Origin of the sequence: Marinomonas sp. NPDC078689 (assembly GCF_044542435.1) — a bacterium.
Classification (GTDB): domain Bacteria; phylum Pseudomonadota; class Gammaproteobacteria; order Pseudomonadales; family Marinomonadaceae; genus Marinomonas; species Marinomonas arenicola.
Genome location: NZ_JBITUJ010000003.1, coordinates 91,525 through 108,846, shown reverse-complemented (window position 1 = coordinate 108,846; position 17,322 = coordinate 91,525). Strand labels below are relative to the sequence as shown.

Here is a 17,322-nt window from a genome sequence, read left to right as displayed (position 1 = left end):
TTGACTCTCATTTCAATGCGAATTAAAACCTCTTGCTTCAGGCATCTAGATAAAACACAATGAAAATGATTATCAATAGTGTTAAATTCCTATTCTCATCGATATAATAGCGCGCTCATATTGGTCTACAGGGTTTCAGACATGGTTCGCCGCATTACGCATTTCAGACGAGTTTTTACACTGCTCTTGTTCAGCCTCATTCTTGCAAGCTGTGATCAGTCACCTTCTGCACCACCTGCTCAAAAAACCTTAACCATAGATCAAGTTGAGAAAAGTGATTCTGGCTGGCCAAGAAGCATTATGACGCGTGAAGGCCTATTAACTCTGAAACAGGCGCCGACTCGAATTGTGTCCACCAGTGTGACCCTATCTGGCACCTTGTTAGCGATAAACGCGCCACTTGTCGCATCGGGTGGCACCATGGCCAATACCAGTGTTGCATCCGAACAAGGCTTTATGCGCCAATGGTCAGACATCGCAGAAGAGCGCGGCGTGGTGTCTTTGTATCAAACTGAACCGAATGCCGAAGCCATTATCAAGGCCAACCCAGATCTCATCATTATCTCCGCCACTGGCGGGGATTCTGCCATGAAACTGTACGACCAATTAAAAGACATCGCCCCGACGCTTGTCATTGGTTATGACGACAAAAGCTGGATGCAATTAGCGCACATTTTTGGTGATTTACTTGGCCTAGAAACCCAAGCTAATCAGGTCATTCAAGACTTCGAAAAACAGCTAAAGCTCACAAAAGAAGCCATCACGCTCCCTCCTCAACCCACCTCCGCCATGGTCTATTACCAAGACGATACAGGGGCGAACATTTGGACAACAGAATCCGCCCAAGGCCGTCTATTACAAGAGCTTGGATTCACCATCGCTAAGGTGCCAGAATCCGTTAAAGGCAACATCAGTATGGGGCTACGTAACGACATTGTCATCGCCACAGGCGAGCGCTTCCCCGATGCTGTCACCGGCGAATCTGTGTTGTTATTTTCCGCTTCCGAAGACAGAACCGCCGCGTTTAAAAACAACCATTATTTACAAACCACTCACCCAGTGATCAACCATCAAGTGTACGCCGTTGGTGAAGATACCTTTCGCTTGGACTACTACAGCGCCAGCCATTTATTAACACGGCTGCAAACCCTGTTTGGACGCAAAAACCATGTCGAATAACCCCTCCGTTTCTAGTGGAACGCGTTATAGCTGGTTACTGGGGTCAATATTACTATTGTCCATTATCATGGTGGTGAGTTTGTGTATTGGCGCCAAGCCGCTGTCTATCGACGTGCTCTGGAATGTGCTAGTTGGCAAGGAACACGGTCTTGCTGAAACCATCATTCTTGAAGGTCGGCTACCCAGAACGCTAAATGGACTCTTTGTTGGTATGGCTCTTGGCACTTCTGGCGCATTGATTCAAGCCATTACTCGAAACCCGCTGGCGGACCCTGGCATACTTGGCGTGAACCTTGGCGCAAGTTTAGCCATTGCCATCGCGATTGTTTTTTTAGGCGCAACCCAACTAACTGAGTTCTTTTTTTATTCCGCCATTGGCGCCTTGCTGGCCAGCGTTTTAGTGTATTTTGTCGGCAGTACAGGCGCTGGCAAAGTCGACCCTTTAAAGTTGACCTTGGCTGGTGTTGCCATCGGTGCGGCGTTTGCTGGGTTCAGTTCCAGCCTGACGCTTTTCAATCCTAGTGCGTTTGATCAAATTCGATTTTGGTCGGTTGGCAGCTTGGATTCACGAACACTTATGGTGCCCTTGTTTATTGCGCCTGTGGTGATTTTTGGGTGCTTTCTAGCCGTGGCTATTTCCCCTGCGCTCAATGCGTTTAGTCTGGGCGATTCTCTCGCCGCTGCACTGGGAAGCAAGCCTGCTCGTGTTCAAATCATAAGTTTGATCTCCATTACCCTACTTTGTGGCGCTGCCACCGCCGCGGCTGGCCCCATTGGTTTTGTGAGCTTAATGATGCCGCACATTGCCCGCTGGATGGTTGGGCCAGATCAGCGCTGGATCATCCCTTTTAGCTTTATTTTAACGCCAACATTGTTACTGATCGCCGACATTATTGGTCGCGTCTTAATTGCGGGAGAACTTAGAGTGTCGATTGTGACCGCCTTTATTGGCGCGCCTATTTTGATTTATTTGGTGCGCAGAAAAGGAGCCAACGGACTATGAAACCGCCTCAAAGCAATCTAGCCCGCTCATTTTTTGGCATCAAGCCCTCACGAATCCTTGTTCTTTTTCTGACGATACTGCTGATCTTTGCCACGCTTTTTCTTGGTGATCACATTGCCAACAATCTGAGCGATGTCTGGCAGTTAATCGCCGGAAAAGCCAACCATTATCAATCCATTGTGGTTTGGCAATGGCGTGCCTCGCGATTGTTTTCTGCATTGCTGATTGGTGCGGCGTTGGGCGTCAGCGGCGCTGTGTTTCAATCCCTCGTTCGTAACCCGCTTGGTAGCCCAGACATAACCGGTTTTAACGTTGGTGCTTTTACTGGCGTGTTGATCTCCATCGCTTTTTTTGGAAACCTATACTGGTTGAGTGTGTTAGGCGCCATTCTAGGGGGGCTTTTTTCGGCACTACTTGTGTATTTGTTTGCTTATCGTGAGGGGCATTCTGGCTTTCGCCTAATCATCGTGGGCATTGCCATTAGCGCAACGCTGACGGCGTTTAATCAATGGTTATCACTCACCGTATCACTGGAAACCGCGATGACCGCTGCATTATGGAGTGCGGGGTCCTTAAACGGTATGACATGGGCTCGTATCTTGCCCGCCGCGGCACTGATTTCGGCTTTTATGGTGTGCGCATTTTTACTCAATACGCGGATGAAATTACTTGAAATGGGGGACGATACTGCTGCCGCTTTGGGGGTGCCGGTCAATAAAACTCGCCTGATTCTCATGTTTGTCGGGGTATCGCTCACTGCCGTTGCTACCGCGATTACTGGGCCGATCGCGTTTATTTCATTGGCCGCCCCACAAATCGCCCGTCGGTTAGAAAACAGTGCCAGCGTATCGCTGAGTTCGTCTGCGTATGTTGGTGCTTTATTGTTATTGTGTGCCGACTTTATTGCGCAACACGGCTGGGCAGGCTCCACCTTGCCAGTCGGCCTGGTCACTATCAGTTTAGGCGGTATTTACTTGGTCTATTTGATTACTCGTGAAGGAAAATTATGACAGCGCCCTCCGTAAAACCTCACGTAACGGGGTTATCTCTTACAGAACTATCACTCGCAACAGAATCGATAACCTTATGCTATGACCAGAACATCATTGCGCAGGATCTTTCTGTTCGTATTCCTGAGGGAAAATTTAGCGTGATTGTCGGCCCAAACGGCTGCGGTAAGTCTACCTTACTGCGTGCCATGAGCCGATTACTTGAGCCAAAATCAGGCCAAGTGCTGCTGAATGGCCAAGACATTCATACCCTGGCAACACGAGACGTCGCCAAAATATTAGGATTGTTACCGCAGAGCGCCATTGCGCCAGATGGCATAAAAGTCGTCGATTTGATTGCCCGTGGTCGTTTCCCTCACCAAACATGGTTTCAACCTTGGCGTGAAGAAGATCAAAACGCCGTTGACGCCGCCATGAAAGCCACCAGCATCACAGAATTTGCGCAGCACAATGTTGACCAATTGTCCGGCGGACAACGCCAGCGGGTTTGGGTTGCCATGGCATTGGCACAAGAAACCCCATTACTCTTGCTCGATGAACCGACCACGTATTTGGACATTGCTCATCAGATTGAGCTAATGGATTTGTTTCAGGATTTGAATCGACTTCAAGGCCACACTTTAGTCGCTGTGTTACACGATCTTAACCATGCTTGTCGTTATGCAGACAACCTTATTGCAATGAAAGCCGGCAAAATCATTGCCACTGGCGCGCCAAAAGACATTGTCACGGAAACCCTCATAGAAGAAGTGTTTGGCTTACCCTGTATGATCTTGGACGACCCTATCTCTGGCACGCCATTGATCATCCCAAAAGCTCGACAAACTCGCTAACAACTCAAATTCAATGAAATAAAGTTAACCAATCTGACCCAACGAAAAATGGCGATCTTACACAAGATCGCCATTTTAAACCTCGTCAATGCTGCATAGGCTCATCCCCGCGTAAGCGCGCCCCTATCTAGCCCCAAGGCATCTCGCCCATGATAACTTTGGCGCTTAAACCCAATATCGCATCGCCGCCAATATTCGGATAGATGGCTTTCATTTTATCAATCAATTCATTTGAGTTAGTTGAGGATTGAGCAGAAGCTTCAAAATCTTGAATGTATTTACGGGTAAAGTTAACCGACTGAATAGTCATTGGCTTGTCACCTAACATGTGCCCAGGGATAACGGTTGTAGGATGTAGTTGTTCAATCACATCAAGGGTTTTATACCACTTTTGACGTGATTCAGGGGTTTGCGTATCCGCTAAGAAAACGTGCATATTGCTAAACACCACTACGCCACCAAGCATGGTTTTAATAGAAGGGATCCACACAAAGGTATGCTTGGGATCATGGCCGTTAAGACCCACAATATTCACTTTTTCACCATCAACCATTAAGGTATCGCCTTTCAATACGTCTGGCACAACCAACTTTTGTGGTGCATTTTCTTTAAGGATAGGCCCCCAGTACGCTTTTTTAGGCGCCATGGATGCTTTGATATACGCTTGAGTTTTAGCGGATGCCAATACCTTGGCATGAGGGTACGCCTCTGTAATCACGTCTAGTCCAAAATAATAATCGGGGTCACCGTGGCTAATGTATATAGTGGTTAGTTTTTTACCGGATTTTTTAATGAGTTCAACCAATGATTGTGCGTCATTTCGTTGAAATTGTGCGTCAACTAAGATTGCTTCTGTTGGGCCACTAATAAGTACGGAGCTGACAGGAAACACGCTTTTTTCTTGTGGATTAAACACCGTTGTTTCTAGTGTTGCGCTAACAGCATTGGCAGATACAACCACCGTTACGGCAAGCATACTTAGCTGAATGAATTTGGATAAAAGTGTCATAATAGTCTCTAGTCTTTTGTGAATGCAGCGAGTGAATATGCTGTTGATAAATGTATAAAATTAAGGGATATAAAAGCACTTGCTAAAGAATATCGACAACGTCTTCGAATGCCAGACGCGGTCCTCTTGGATAATTCTTTGTTGCATCCCCGTAGCCAATGTTAATAATAAAGTTAGACTTATAACGACCATCAGGGAAGAAGGTGTCATCAACGATTTTATTGTCAAAGCCACTCATTGGACCGCAATCTAAACCCAGACTGCGAGCGGCCATAATGAAATAAGCGCCTTGCAAACTTGAATTTCTAAATGCGGTGGCGTCTCGAAAAGCATCATTGCTAGCAAATAGGTCTTTGGCCGTTGGGTACGCAGGAAACAACTCAGGTAATTTATTATAAAACTGCGTATCCGAAGCAATAATCACCGTAGCAGGTGCCGTTAGGCTCTTTTGTTGATTGCCAGGAGCTAAGGCTTTGTTTAGTTTTTCTTTCGCATCGGAACTTTTTACCACCACATAATAAGCAGGTTGGCAGTTCATGGAGGTTGGCCCCCACTTCATTAACTCATAAAGCTCTTTAATCAACGCATCAGGAACTTCCTTATCTAAGAACGCATTAAATGTGCGTGCTTCGCTAAACAATTGTGCTTGGGCTTTTCTATCTAATTTATTATTCATGTAACGCTCCAGGTTTATTAACTAATTTTCATTCATAAATACATGCTTTATAAAAGTCATTATTCAATCGATCGAGTTCAATGTTTGTTTTATATAGGCTAACCACTTTACAGATTGGCCGTAATAATGATGGTGGTCCAATTTGATAAAGGCGCCATTTGAATGCTCAAATGCAAGTGTAGGAAATCCACCACCACCGACTGTTTCCAACATATGTCGTGCTTTATTTATGTGTTGCTGAGTTTTTTCACCACTAAAAAGGTCAAAAGCATTTAAGAAATCCAAAGTGCTAGCACCGAGTTCATTGGCAATGTTGGCTAGGTTAGGAACATCGGACTGAGAACGCCCTTGTACAAATTGAGCAATTTGCATCTTTTGCAACATCGCCAATGGATTAAGCCCTAAGGATTCGGCTGCTAACAGCGCTGTAATGGGCGTATCAGAATCTAAAATTCGCAGTTTATCTTCCAATATTGTTGTGTAATAAGTATGACTAAATACTTGGCCTGTTAAGGCTGTAATCTTTTTGTCCATAGCAACAATTTGCTGATGAGAAGCAGCGGATAATTGGCGTTTTCTTACGCCTGAAAATAAGCCGCCTGCATATATTTTAATATCTACATTAGTTAATTGAGTGAGTGCATCAATAAGCGGTGCAACGGCGTAACACCAGCCGCACTGCGGATCCATAATGTAGTGTAGGGTCTTCATTTCGTTTTCCTGAGTAGTATTAACGGTATGAAACCAGTATAAGTTGCAAATATGTTGCAACAAACCCCATAGTAGGCAATTGTTAGTTGCATAAATCGAACATATAGGTTGATAAATGGACAGGATTACTGCGGCTCAAGTCTTTGTCAGAATTGTCGAACAAGGTAGTATGGTGGGTGCTGCTCAGTCATTAGATATGTCACGCTCAATGGTGACAAGATACTTAAGCGAAATGGAGGCTTGGGCGAATGCGCAATTATTGCACCGCTCTACGCGTAAACTCTCGCTTACGGCGGCCGGTGAAAAAGTTTTTGAAAACTGTTTGTCGTTATTAGATTTAGCTCAAGAAGTATCTATTCCTTCTCAACAAGATCGTGTTGCTGAACCTGAAGGGTCAATACGTATTTCGTGTTCCCAATTTGCAGCAACCGTTTTATTACCCAAGGTTATCGATGCGTTTTTAGATCAATTTCCCAAAGTACATATTGATATCCATATCAGCAACCAAGTAACCGACTTAGTTGAGGATAGAATCGATCTAGCAATACGTATTACCAACGACTTAGACCCTAATATTATTGCACGCTCCCTAGGTCGGTGCCGATCTGTTTTGTGTGCCACCGACGAATATTTAAAGCGCTTTGGATATCCAGTATATCCGGATGATTTAGCAAAACATAACTGCCTAATTTACTCCAATTTTGGTAAAAGTTTGTGGCACTTTAGCAAACAGAATCAGGAGTTTGTTACTTCCGTCTCAGGTAATTTTAGTGCGAATGAATCCATGCTATTACTACAAGCTACGCTCAAAGGTCGCGGTATTTCCTTACAACCCGAAAGTGCCGTAGAACAGTTGATCGGTAATAAGAAATTAGTTCATGTACTTCCCAACTATGAACCCGCATCTTTAGGTATTTACGCCATATACCGTTCTCGCAAACATCAATCTGTCGCGATTAGAAAGCTACTAGATAGCCTAATATCGCATTTTGATAGAATAGACCAGAGTAATAAATAAGATAGGCGTCTAGTAAAGTCTGGGAGGTCCAGTGTGCCGCAATAACAGACAATTCAACCAGTACATTTGGACGAGCCATATGAAGACAACATTGGTGGATAAATATGAGATTGCTTGGAGGCACTGAAACACAAAAAAACCGCAATCAAGCGGCTCTTACAGAAATTATCTTCTGTCTGTCTATTATGACATTTTCTTAGCTTTTTCGAGCATTTGTTGCTGCTCTTTGATCGCTTCTCTGGCGATCTGATCAAAAAACTGGCGTTTTTCTGCAGATTTCGTATATCGAAAAAAGTCAGAAAAAGGCGTCGATTTCACTTTCTCTTTTTTTAGCCATCAGCATCTTGAATCTCCATAACTATCGTAGGCCTTCAATAGTCTCTAATTAATTAGGAAAAACTAACTAATAATTCGCACTTTATTCTGATCCCACTTTGACAGAACAGCGGTTTGAAACCAGTAAGGTTGAGTGAGATCATACGCTGCTTTTACCTGAACCATTAGGCCCAGCAATCAGCCTTAAGCTTGGCAAACAAAACTCTCAAGAGTGAGGCGAGGCTTTTCATCCATACGCTTAATTTCACTAATAGAATTATCTGGCGCACGCTTAAACCAACACACCATCTTTTATATAAACGGCTGAAACCCCCGCTTGGCCAGCCTGTTTAATGGCGCGACGCGACGCCTGCTTTGCCAGCTTTTTAAGTGTTTCTATGTCGTGTAAAGGATCTAATCTTTTGTGCTTCTTTACTTTTTTAAATTGACTCATCATTCACCCCTTAAAAAGTAAAACATTGGATTTGAGTTTAACAGTTAATGAAAATTCTTGCACAAAAAACAAATCAGGATTTACCAAAACACGAAGCCAGCCAACAAAGCTTGCTCGACTAACGCATCGACAAGTTGCAGTTCCGTGGTTTGCTCGTAAGGAGCTTCCCCTCACCTCCACTCTAGCCTTCCAGCTTCTGAGATAACAACTTAAATTCTTCTTTGATCTTCTGGTTCTGAAACTCTCTCACATCGGGAATTTGCAGACTAATCAGCTTACCGAAGTTATTCGCTCCATCGCTGATCAAGCCAGACACCGCCGAGCTGAGAGACACTGTCTTATAAGTGTTATCTGCCACCGCCATTTCTTTTTTGGTCAGATCATTTGCTTTAAACACCTTGTCTCGTTGCGACATCAAGACTTTTTTATATAAAGCAATTACCTTGAGAGTTAGCTCATTGGATTCAACGTTGTTTTTAAGCGTTTTTACATTCACACGCTTTGATATTAACTTTTGTGATTCTTTGATATTTGATTGTGCCGTTTCTTTAAAACCCTGCAATTTAGGCAAATAGTTGTTATCTATCTCGGCAATGAAGTGCGTCTGCATGCGATCCATCAACTTATAAAGAACCACCACCATGCCATAATATTTTTTAGCGTGCTCTAAACTCTCTCCAGTCTGATTGGTCAGCTCTTCAAGTTTTAGCGTCACGTCTTTAATTGCATTGAACACAACACTCATCTTAAGAATGTCATCGCCCACAACAGAAGACATAAGTACATCAATCTGTTCAGTTGACAGGGAAAGTCCGATTTCTGAGAAATACGTTCTCATCTCCACCAATGTTTGGCTCAACTCTTTATGATACTCTGAAATATTAGTTTCTGAAGTTTCTATAAGCATTTCATAGTCCGCCTTTGACACTGCGACCATGCTTTTCAGTGTTTCCCCTGGTAATAGCTTAGTTCGTAAGCTTCGCTCATCTCTAGAGGCCAGTACTTTTTCAGAACGGTACTCTTGTTGCTTACCTTCCTCTTCGGCTATTTTATCTTCTAGTCTACGATATTGCTCACGCAATGCTTTGAGCTTTTCTGAATCAAAAACATCCATCAAATCATCTAGGCTTTCATTAAGGTCATTATTAGCAGATGCTTGGTCACGCCCTAAAAGCTTCGACTTTTCTAACGTCGGGATCTCATCATGAATAACTAAAGAGTCACTCAGCTTGTCCAATACATCTCGGACATCGTACTGAAAGCCCGTGGTTTGACTGTCTTCTGCGGCATACGCCACAACGGGCGCTATGACACTGCTACTCAATACACAAGCAACCATGAGCGTTTTTAATTTAATCAACTTTTTTCCCTCAACAATAAATTGGCAATACAACACGAAGTAAATACAATGGCTCACATTGAACGTTTATTAAAAAACGCCTGTCGCTAGTGGCTACTCACCACCATACGCATTCTAAATAATGGTTTTTGATATCAGATTTTTAGCTACATACTCAACGTCAAGCATTTCATTTGAAGCGGCAATTCTGCTTGCAAAAAGACGGTAGTGATTCTAAGATACACGCATCTCATCTACCATGTGTAGAAGGAGTTACGACACCGTCCTCGTCAGAGGGCGAGGTCAGCTTTTCTTAGTGGCATTATATCGGATTACTTCTGTTTCTTTCCCAACGTTTATTGTATTTCCTTCTTTCGTGGTCACGCTCAACATAAAATGCGGTCCAAGGTAAGATATAGTCGCCTCTATCATCTAATACCACCAAATAGCCTTCCGCTTCATACCAAATATGAATACGCCTGTTTCTTCCCTTAGGCTCTGACCATATTTTAAGCAATGGGTGAGTATCATTTTCTATGATGGGCCTAGGCCAATGAATACGTTCACACCTAAAGTAATCTAGCTCACGTTCGTCTTCAACGGCTCCAGTGGTGGTCATATGCCAAAAAGTTGCTGATTTTCCATTTCGTTCTGGGTGACGCTTTAATCCTAATCGAGTACCTCGAAACACTGGCTTTGACAACACAAAGTCTTGTTCAAAGTGTGTATACACAGCATCAAGGTATCGTTCTAATTCATTACCATGATCGTTAAACAAAACTAAACCGGGTAACCATGCCGATGACATTAAGACACTCCCTGTCCATTCCAAATAAAGAGATTAAACTTACTTTCTCTTATTAAAGTATTACGAGTTAACTGATATCCACTGCGTTCTTTTATACGTGCGATTAGATCCAGTTTAGCTTGGTTCGTTGTCAAACCTCTATGCAAATACGCGAGCGCACCTATTAACAAGTCAGCCAATTGTAATTGTTCTGCTTCATGGGAATGAATTCGTTGCATTTTTTCAATCATTTGTTGAGAGAAATCATAACGACTATTGCACACTACATCATGTAACTTAGAAATTTTTTCATGTCCCAATGTGTCTTTAATATCAATGTAGACACGGTATTTTGATTCGGGATCGAAAATATTTTTCAACATGACGAAGTACATTTTATAGTACCAATCATCATGAGTTTGCCCAAAGTTCTGGTGGTTAAGAAGCGATTTATCAGGAACAACTAGCCCTCTAAAGTGACAGTCGTCGTCATCAAAAAAGTAATCTATCACATCAAGATAAAAAGCCAATTTACCTTTACTCACTTTTGTCCATTTGATTTCAAAATCGGCTGACAAACCATGTTTTATTTTAATTTCTCGAAGCCGCTTTGATATATCCACTCGTTTAGTAACAGGGCACCACAGTGCCCCTAACGTCATCACTTTAATGCCATCGTTCTCTAAATGACACGACTCGTCACAATACACATTATAAGTTTCGCTCATGAAATCCTCCTTGATTACAGCGCCTGCTCAACAATCCCATCGGCCAGTTGAACTTGTGTGGTTTGGGCGTCGGTTAAACGGGTTTTGAGTTGGTCGCAGAGTGCCATTAGTTCATCGACTTTGGCGACGATGCGGTGCTGTTCTTCGAGGGGTGGTATTGGAATTATCATTTCACCAACATCCCCTAATCTAAAACTATTTTTAATCCCTCGTTGTGGGGCATTAAATTGAAAATTCGCAAGCGGAGAGCGCATCAACTCAGGAAAATATCTATTTTTGCAATCATGCATAAACCTTAATAAGCAAGTATGTTGATTAATATAGGCCTCTCCAAAGCCATCAGGAATTAAACCTAAATTCCCAACATCACCTGTTATTGAAATTAGTAAATCATCTTTTATTAATTTCGTTCTTAACCCTTCGCCACCAATTGGTGGCGACACATACCTTAAAGCCTCAAGTCTCAGTTTGTAATCACCTTTGGCTAAATTTCCCATTGTTACAAAAATAGCACCAGTATCAGCATAATATTTGGCCCAATCCCTTGAGCCTGATGTAATTAACTCAGCAATTTGCCAAACCCGACACCACTCCCACCCTTTCGGTAGTTCAAACGGTTTTTCTTCGTCGGTGATGTCTGGCAGTGGTTTTTGTTTTTTGATTTTTTTGTCTTTAATTAGCTGGGCTTTTTCTGCGGCGATGCGTTCGAGCAGTTTAGCCGCAGGTTCGTCACTAGGGTTTTGGGGGACGAGTTTGCCCATGACGGCGAGTTGTAAGATGGTTTGCTTTAAAGTGTCGATGCTGGCGTTGGTGGTGAAAAGCGTGTCGAAGTGTTCGCTGATTCGCTGCCAGCTTTGTTGGAATGCTTCTTGGTGATTGTCAGGTTTTAATAAAGCATTTAATAGGGTTTCTACCAGCGTTTGGTGTGCCGTGAGGCTGCTTTCCGTTTGTGCTTCTAAGGCATCGCACAAACTCATTAACTCATCGACTTTGGCAACAATGCGGTGTTGTTCTTCAACAGGAGGTAAAGGCAATATACATGGTGCAATATCATCTTTATTGAAACCATCTTGAGCTGATCTAGATATACCTGTGAACATTTTTTGACCTAAAGGGCTTTTTAATAATTGATATACAAAACCATTGTGGTACGCATTTAGCTCATTATGAATACGAATTAGAGCGACGTTATAAGCCCCCTCTTTCCCCCAAAATACTTTGCCAACAGACGCACCATATCGCCCAACCATAACATCATTTATCGTACAAAATTTAGAGACCTTATCTTTTGGAACATAGACAGGCTGGGGGTTTACTCCTAAATCTCTTATTTGAATAAGCTGAACATATCCATCTAATTTCTCTTCAGAAAAAACAGATTTAGGTGGCTGTCCGCCACCACTGAAATCTAGAATGTCGATGAAGCGAGAAAACTCCCAACCATCAGGCAGTTCAAACGGTTTTTCGTCTTCGGTAATCTCTGGCAATATTTTAGGCTTTTTGATTTTACCTTCTTGAAGCAGCTGGGCTTTCTCTGTGGCGATGCGCTCTAGCAACACTGAGGCGGGTTCGTCACTGGCATTTTGTTCTACCAACTTGCCACGCACGGCGAGTTCTAAAATGAGTTCGCGTAATTTCTTGATGCCATGCAGGGAGAATTTTTTGGAACTGCCACGGCCCGCGGAGGATTTTTGCTCTATGGCGCTGGTCCAAATATCCAAATGATCGGTAATAAGACGTTCCGCCTTTAGCGTCTCTTTTTTGTGATTAGTCGTCGCCATTACTTACTCTCACCGTCTGTTGATGATGAAAGTGCAGCCGATAAGATGCCTTTGAGTTGGTCGCGTAATGCCTGAATATCTGCTTGTTGTTGGCTGTATTCGGCCAGTAGCTCTTCTGGGTCGTGGTTGATCACTTCGCCCACGTGGGGGTTTTTAATGTCTAGATTAAAGTTACGAGCAATAATCTCGTCGATGGAGACTTTCCACGCTTGTTCGTTTTCCACTCGGCTGGCAAAACCGTCGGCTTCGTCGCCCCACCAGCTGAGTTCCGTTTCAAACTCTTCAAATTTCATCGGTTTGGATTTGTTGTAGTTTTTCACGCCGTCTGGGTAAGGGTGTTCATAGAACCAAACGTCTTGAGTCGGTTGGCCCTTGGTGAAAAACAAAATGTTGGTTTTAATGCTCGTATAAGGATTAAACACGCCATTGGGCAAGCGCACTATGGTGTGCAGGTTGCATTCTTCGGTGAGCATTTTTTTGATTTTGGTTTTGACGCCTTCACCAAATAAGGTGCCGTCTGGCAATACCACGGCGGCGCGGCCGTTCGTATTAAGCACTTCGATAATCAATTGCAAAAACAAGTCGGCGGTTTCGCGGGTTTGCATGTCACTGGGGAAGTTTTTCTCGATGCCGTCTTCTTCTGTGCCACCAAAAGGCGGATTAGTGATGATTACATCGACTTGATCGTCCCAACTGGAAAGTGGTTTATTAAGTGTGTTGCCATGTTTAATTTGCACTGGGACTTCGATGCCGTGCAACATCATGTTGGTGGTACAAAGTAAATGTGGAAGCTGCTTTTTCTCTACCCCATGAATTTGCTTTTGCAGGGTTTGGTGGTCGTCACCGGATTTCACATAGTTGGCTTTCACATGGTCAAAGGCGCAAGCCAAAAAGCCGCCTGTGCCACAAGCTGGGTCCATGATGGATTCGCCCAGTTTTGGGTCCGTCACCGCGACGATGAATTTAGTAATGGCGCGCGGTGTGTAGAATTCCCCCGCGTTGCCTGCGCTTTGTAGGTCTTTAAGGATTTGCTCGTACAGATCGCCAAATAGATGGCGCTCTTTGGAATCGGTAAAGTCGATTTCGTTGAGTTTGTTTATCACTTGGCGTAATAACGTACCGTTTTTCATGTAGTTAAAGGCGTCACTAAACGCGGCTTTTACCACATAACCTCGTGGGTTTTTATCGATTGGGGCGATGAGGTTTTTTAGTTGTGGGAAGAGCTCATCATTAACAAATTCAAGTAATGCTTCACCTGTTATGCCTTCATTGTCAGCCGCCCAGTTGCGCCATAAAAACTGGCTTGGGATAGGTTCACGGTAGTCGTCTAGCTCCAGTTCTAACTCTTCTTCTTGGGCGTCGAATACTTTTAAAAATAGTAACCAAGACATCTGCCCAAGGCGCTGAGCATCGCCGTCTACACCGGCGTCTTTGCGCATGATGTCTTGAATGGATTTGATTGCTGAACTGATAGACATAGTATTCTCTTTTTCTATTTTCTTTTACGTGCAGTTTGTAGGGTATCGAACGTTTGTAAAACCAAGAAAGCGCATTACGCCGATTTTGGCGGCATGTGATAAATATGAGTTTCTAAGTCTTTAATGGCTTGTTCGTATTGCGGTTTACCACCAAAGCCTTTTTTGATGATGTCACTTAAACTGCCGATTTCATTAAATGGTTGTACTTTTAGCACTTGCATGGATTCAATTTCTTGTACGCCAACATCTGCGTACTTATCGAGCAAGTTGTTTAATACTTGCTGGGCGGTATCACTGTATTGAGTGAAGTAATTTTGCTTTTTAACGTTCTTTGCCCGCTCTTGTCGAGTCAAAGGTGGCATGTCGTAAACAAGATGGCAGATCATATCAAAAGGGTCCATGTCTTTGCCCACTTCCTCTTCTAAAGCTTGCCAAATAATCCCCTGCTCTGCCATTTCATCCAGAATGGTTTGCTTACGTTCTGCGCTTTGCCACTTTTTAATAAATTCATCGAGAGAGGCAAACTGCTTCGCCATGGTTTTACGGGTGTAATCTTTAAAGGATTCCGTCACCAGCTTGCCATCTGTATCGTAGTATTGAATGCGTTCTGCTAGAGCTTTTACGGTAACGCCGTTTATATAAAATTTTCGGACTTTTTCCTCTTCGTTCCAGTCATCGTCATTGTTACTAGCGTTTTGAAAAGCGCTGTCTGTGGATGAGCCCGAATCATCATAAGGGGCTTCTGGTTCTTGAATGGAGTCTTGATTTATATTTTCATCGTCAAAAGAGTTTTCGGTGTCATCTATGATGTCGTCTAAACCTTCCTCAGTTTCAAAGTCTTCTGGTTTAGTGACTTTTACTTGCTCGGGTTCGCCATCAAAGCGTTCATCCGCAAACAGTTCTGTGGCTTTTTTAAAATCTAAAATGGTGAACCAAAGCTTGCCGTATCTATCATCGATACGCGTACCACGACCAATGATTTGCTTAAACTTGGTCATGGATTGAATGCCTTGATCCAACACAACCAGTTTGCAAGTTTTGGCGTCTACACCCGTGGTCATTAACTCTGAGGTGGTGGCGATCACAGGATAAGGTCGTTTGGGATTAATAAAGTTATCTAACTGGCCTTTACCAAGTTCATCGTCGCCTGTGATTTTCATCACGTATTTATCGTTTTTTGCGACTTGTTCTGGATTCAAATTTACTAAGGCTCTGCGCATGCGTTCGGCATGATCAATGTCGTTACAAAAGACGATGGTTTTCGCCATGGGATCTGTGCGTTTCAGATAATTGGTAATCGTATGGGCGACGAGTTGTGTCCGTTCATCAATCACCAAAGTTCGATCCATGTCTTTTTGGTTATAAATGCGGTCTTCGACTTCGTTGCCTTTTTTATCAACTTGGCCTTTTGTTGGTCGCCAACCTTGAACGTCGACATCTATATCAACACGCACCACTTTATAAGGCGCTAGAAAGCCGTCTTCGATGCCTTGTTTTAAGGAATAGGTATAAATCGGGTCACCAAAGTATTCGATATTAGAAACTTCTTCGGTTTCCTTCGGAGTAGCGGTTAAACCAACCTGTGATGCTGAACTGAAATATTCGAGTATTTCACGCCACGCACTGTCTTCTGAGGCGCTGCCACGGTGACACTCGTCAATAACGATAAGATCAAAGAAGTTAGGATCGACTTGTTTGTAGGCTTTTTGCGATTCTTCTGGGCCAGTTAATGCTTGGTAAAGCGCCAAATGAATTTCAAAGGCAGGATCCACTGTGCGCCCCGTTATTTTTGTCATGGCAGGGCCAAACGGCTGAAAATCATTAATACGCGTTTGGTCTACTAAGATATTTCGATCGGCCAAAAACAAAATGCGTTTTTTCGCCCTGGCTTTCCACAATCGCCAAATAATTTGAAAGGCGGTGTAGGTTTTCCCTGTCCCTGTCGCCATCACCAATAAGTTTCTGTCTTGCCCTGCGGCAATGGCTTCAACAGTTTTATTAATAGCTTGCAGTTGGTAGTAACGTGGCGCTTTGCCACTGCCATCATCATGGTAATCTTGTGTGATGGTTGGTAGATGCTCAGTTTTAAAACCTTTCCAAAGACAATATTTTTGCCATAAGGCTTGTGGTGTTGGGAAGTCTTCTAAGCGTATTTCGGTTTCAAGTTGAGTTGGATTGGTTTTGTCATGGAAAATAAAACCATCGCCATTGGTGGCAAAGACAAAAGGCACTTCTAACAGGTTCGCATAATCCAAAGCTTGCTGCATGCCTTTACCAATGTCGTGTTTATTGGCTTTGGCTTCAATCACGGCTAGCGGCATACTAGGTTTATGATACAAGACAATATCGGCCGACTTTACGGTCTGACGCGCCGCCATTTGTCCTCGAACAATCACCTTACCATCTCGCAATTTCACCTCTTGGCGAATTTGCGTCATGTCATCCCAGCCCACATTTTTCACTGCGGGTAGAATGAATTTAGTAATGATGTCTGTTTCGGTTAACCTTGCCTTATTAATCTCAGAAGCCATGCTGTATATCCGTTACAAATCGGTTTAGGTACTCTAAAAGCGTTACTGCGAAAATTTTAGTTGTGGGTTAGGTGTTAACATTTGGCAATCTAGCTACCAGCGTCTTTTTCAAAGGAAATCCTTATCCAATTTGTACCTAAATTAATGAGTTAAATGTCACCTATGACATTACAGTCCGTAACATAGCACTTTTTTTATTAGCGAATAAAGGATAAATCCTGACAATAACCAGACAAATAGACTGAACGGAACACGGGTAAAAATTGATGTTGCTGAAAGCTTACTCGCAGGACAACTGCAAAGAATCATGACGGATTAGCAAATACTGATGATAGAGATGCACTTGGTTTTGCCAAGTCGACAAATGATCTCTCCAGCCGTTCGACTCATCACAGCGCAGCTATTGACAGAAGAAGCTTAATGACTGTACTCATCTAATTACTGGCTAGTGAAGCATTATGACGCGTGAA

General features: G+C 43.3%; 15 protein-coding genes. 5 read left to right on the top strand and 10 right to left on the bottom strand.

Annotation, left to right across the window (positions count from 1 at the left end; all coding sequences use genetic code 11):
- The first annotated feature begins 141 nt into the window (after positions 1–141).
- The 4 genes from fepB to ACIGBN_RS06650 are packed head-to-tail and all read left to right on the top strand — an operon-like array spanning position 142 to position 4,025.
- Positions 142–1,179 carry a Fe2+-enterobactin ABC transporter substrate-binding protein gene (gene fepB, locus ACIGBN_RS06665; RefSeq protein WP_396664394.1) on the top strand — a complete coding sequence of 346 codons (1,038 nt, stop codon included), beginning with the start codon at positions 142–144 and terminating at the stop codon, positions 1,177–1,179.
- Positions 1,169–2,182 carry a Fe(3+)-siderophore ABC transporter permease gene (gene fepD, locus ACIGBN_RS06660; RefSeq protein ID WP_133003993.1) on the top strand — a complete coding sequence of 338 codons (1,014 nt, stop codon included), beginning with the start codon at positions 1,169–1,171 and terminating at the stop codon, positions 2,180–2,182. Before fepB ends, fepD begins: the two co-directional genes overlap by 11 nt.
- Entirely contained in the window at positions 2,179–3,192 is a 1,014-nt protein-coding gene (locus tag ACIGBN_RS06655; protein WP_396664392.1) for a FecCD family ABC transporter permease, read from the top strand. Before fepD ends, ACIGBN_RS06655 begins: the two co-directional genes overlap by 4 nt.
- Positions 3,189–4,025 carry an ABC transporter ATP-binding protein gene (locus tag ACIGBN_RS06650; protein WP_133003995.1) on the top strand — a complete coding sequence of 279 codons (837 nt, stop codon included), beginning with the start codon at positions 3,189–3,191 and terminating at the stop codon, positions 4,023–4,025. The genes ACIGBN_RS06655 and ACIGBN_RS06650 overlap by 4 nt, the downstream gene beginning before the upstream one ends.
- Before the next feature lie 127 nt (positions 4,026–4,152).
- On the opposite strand, the gene ACIGBN_RS06645 is transcribed toward ACIGBN_RS06650, so the two are convergent.
- The 3 genes from ACIGBN_RS06645 to ACIGBN_RS06635 all read right to left on the bottom strand — a co-directional run bounded on the left by ACIGBN_RS06645 (position 4,153) and on the right by ACIGBN_RS06635 (position 6,421).
- The gene (locus ACIGBN_RS06645) at positions 4,153–5,034 is read right to left on the bottom strand and encodes an MBL fold metallo-hydrolase (RefSeq protein ID WP_396664390.1); all 882 of its coding nucleotides are present in this window, start codon (positions 5,032–5,034) and stop codon (positions 4,153–4,155) included.
- 82 nt (positions 5,035–5,116) lie between these two features.
- Positions 5,117–5,710 carry a malonic semialdehyde reductase gene (locus tag ACIGBN_RS06640; RefSeq protein WP_396664388.1) on the bottom strand — a complete coding sequence of 198 codons (594 nt, stop codon included), beginning with the start codon at positions 5,708–5,710 and terminating at the stop codon, positions 5,117–5,119.
- A 63-nt stretch (positions 5,711–5,773) separates the two neighbouring features.
- The gene (locus tag ACIGBN_RS06635) at positions 5,774–6,421 is read right to left on the bottom strand and encodes a DsbA family protein (RefSeq protein WP_396664386.1); all 648 of its coding nucleotides are present in this window, start codon (positions 6,419–6,421) and stop codon (positions 5,774–5,776) included.
- 115 nt (positions 6,422–6,536) lie between these two features.
- Here ACIGBN_RS06635 and ACIGBN_RS06630 point away from each other — a divergent pair, with 115 nt between their 5' ends.
- Complete coding sequence (locus ACIGBN_RS06630; RefSeq protein WP_396664384.1) at positions 6,537–7,439, top strand: LysR family transcriptional regulator; 903 nt, start codon at positions 6,537–6,539, stop codon at positions 7,437–7,439.
- 607 nt (positions 7,440–8,046) lie between these two features.
- Here ACIGBN_RS06630 and ACIGBN_RS06625 read toward each other — a convergent pair.
- The 7 genes from ACIGBN_RS06625 to hsdR all read right to left on the bottom strand — a co-directional run bounded on the left by ACIGBN_RS06625 (position 8,047) and on the right by hsdR (position 16,852).
- Positions 8,047–8,208 carry a hypothetical protein gene (locus ACIGBN_RS06625; RefSeq protein ID WP_396664383.1) on the bottom strand — a complete coding sequence of 54 codons (162 nt, stop codon included), beginning with the start codon at positions 8,206–8,208 and terminating at the stop codon, positions 8,047–8,049.
- Positions 8,209–8,389: 181 nt separating this feature from the next.
- The gene (locus tag ACIGBN_RS06620) at positions 8,390–9,568 is read right to left on the bottom strand and encodes a hypothetical protein (RefSeq protein ID WP_396664381.1); all 1,179 of its coding nucleotides are present in this window, start codon (positions 9,566–9,568) and stop codon (positions 8,390–8,392) included.
- Between the two features lie 301 nt (positions 9,569–9,869).
- Entirely contained in the window at positions 9,870–10,355 is a 486-nt protein-coding gene (locus tag ACIGBN_RS06615) for a hypothetical protein (protein ID WP_396664379.1), read from the bottom strand.
- Positions 10,355–11,062, bottom strand: coding sequence for a DUF3800 domain-containing protein (locus tag ACIGBN_RS06610; protein ID WP_396664377.1), 708 nt, complete (start codon positions 11,060–11,062; stop codon positions 10,355–10,357). Before ACIGBN_RS06610 ends, ACIGBN_RS06615 begins: the two co-directional genes overlap by 1 nt.
- Before the next feature lie 14 nt (positions 11,063–11,076).
- On the bottom strand, positions 11,077–12,843 hold the full coding sequence (locus ACIGBN_RS06605; RefSeq protein ID WP_396664375.1) for a restriction endonuclease subunit S: 1,767 nt from the start codon (positions 12,841–12,843) through the stop codon (positions 11,077–11,079).
- A complete protein-coding gene (locus ACIGBN_RS06600; protein ID WP_396664373.1) occupies positions 12,843–14,321 on the bottom strand; it encodes an N-6 DNA methylase in 1,479 nt (492 codons plus the stop codon). The genes ACIGBN_RS06605 and ACIGBN_RS06600 overlap by 1 nt, the downstream gene beginning before the upstream one ends.
- 74 nt (positions 14,322–14,395) lie before the next feature.
- Complete coding sequence (hsdR, locus tag ACIGBN_RS06595) at positions 14,396–16,852, bottom strand: EcoAI/FtnUII family type I restriction enzme subunit R (protein ID WP_396664371.1); 2,457 nt, start codon at positions 16,850–16,852, stop codon at positions 14,396–14,398.
- Positions 16,853–17,322 lie beyond the last annotated feature (470 nt).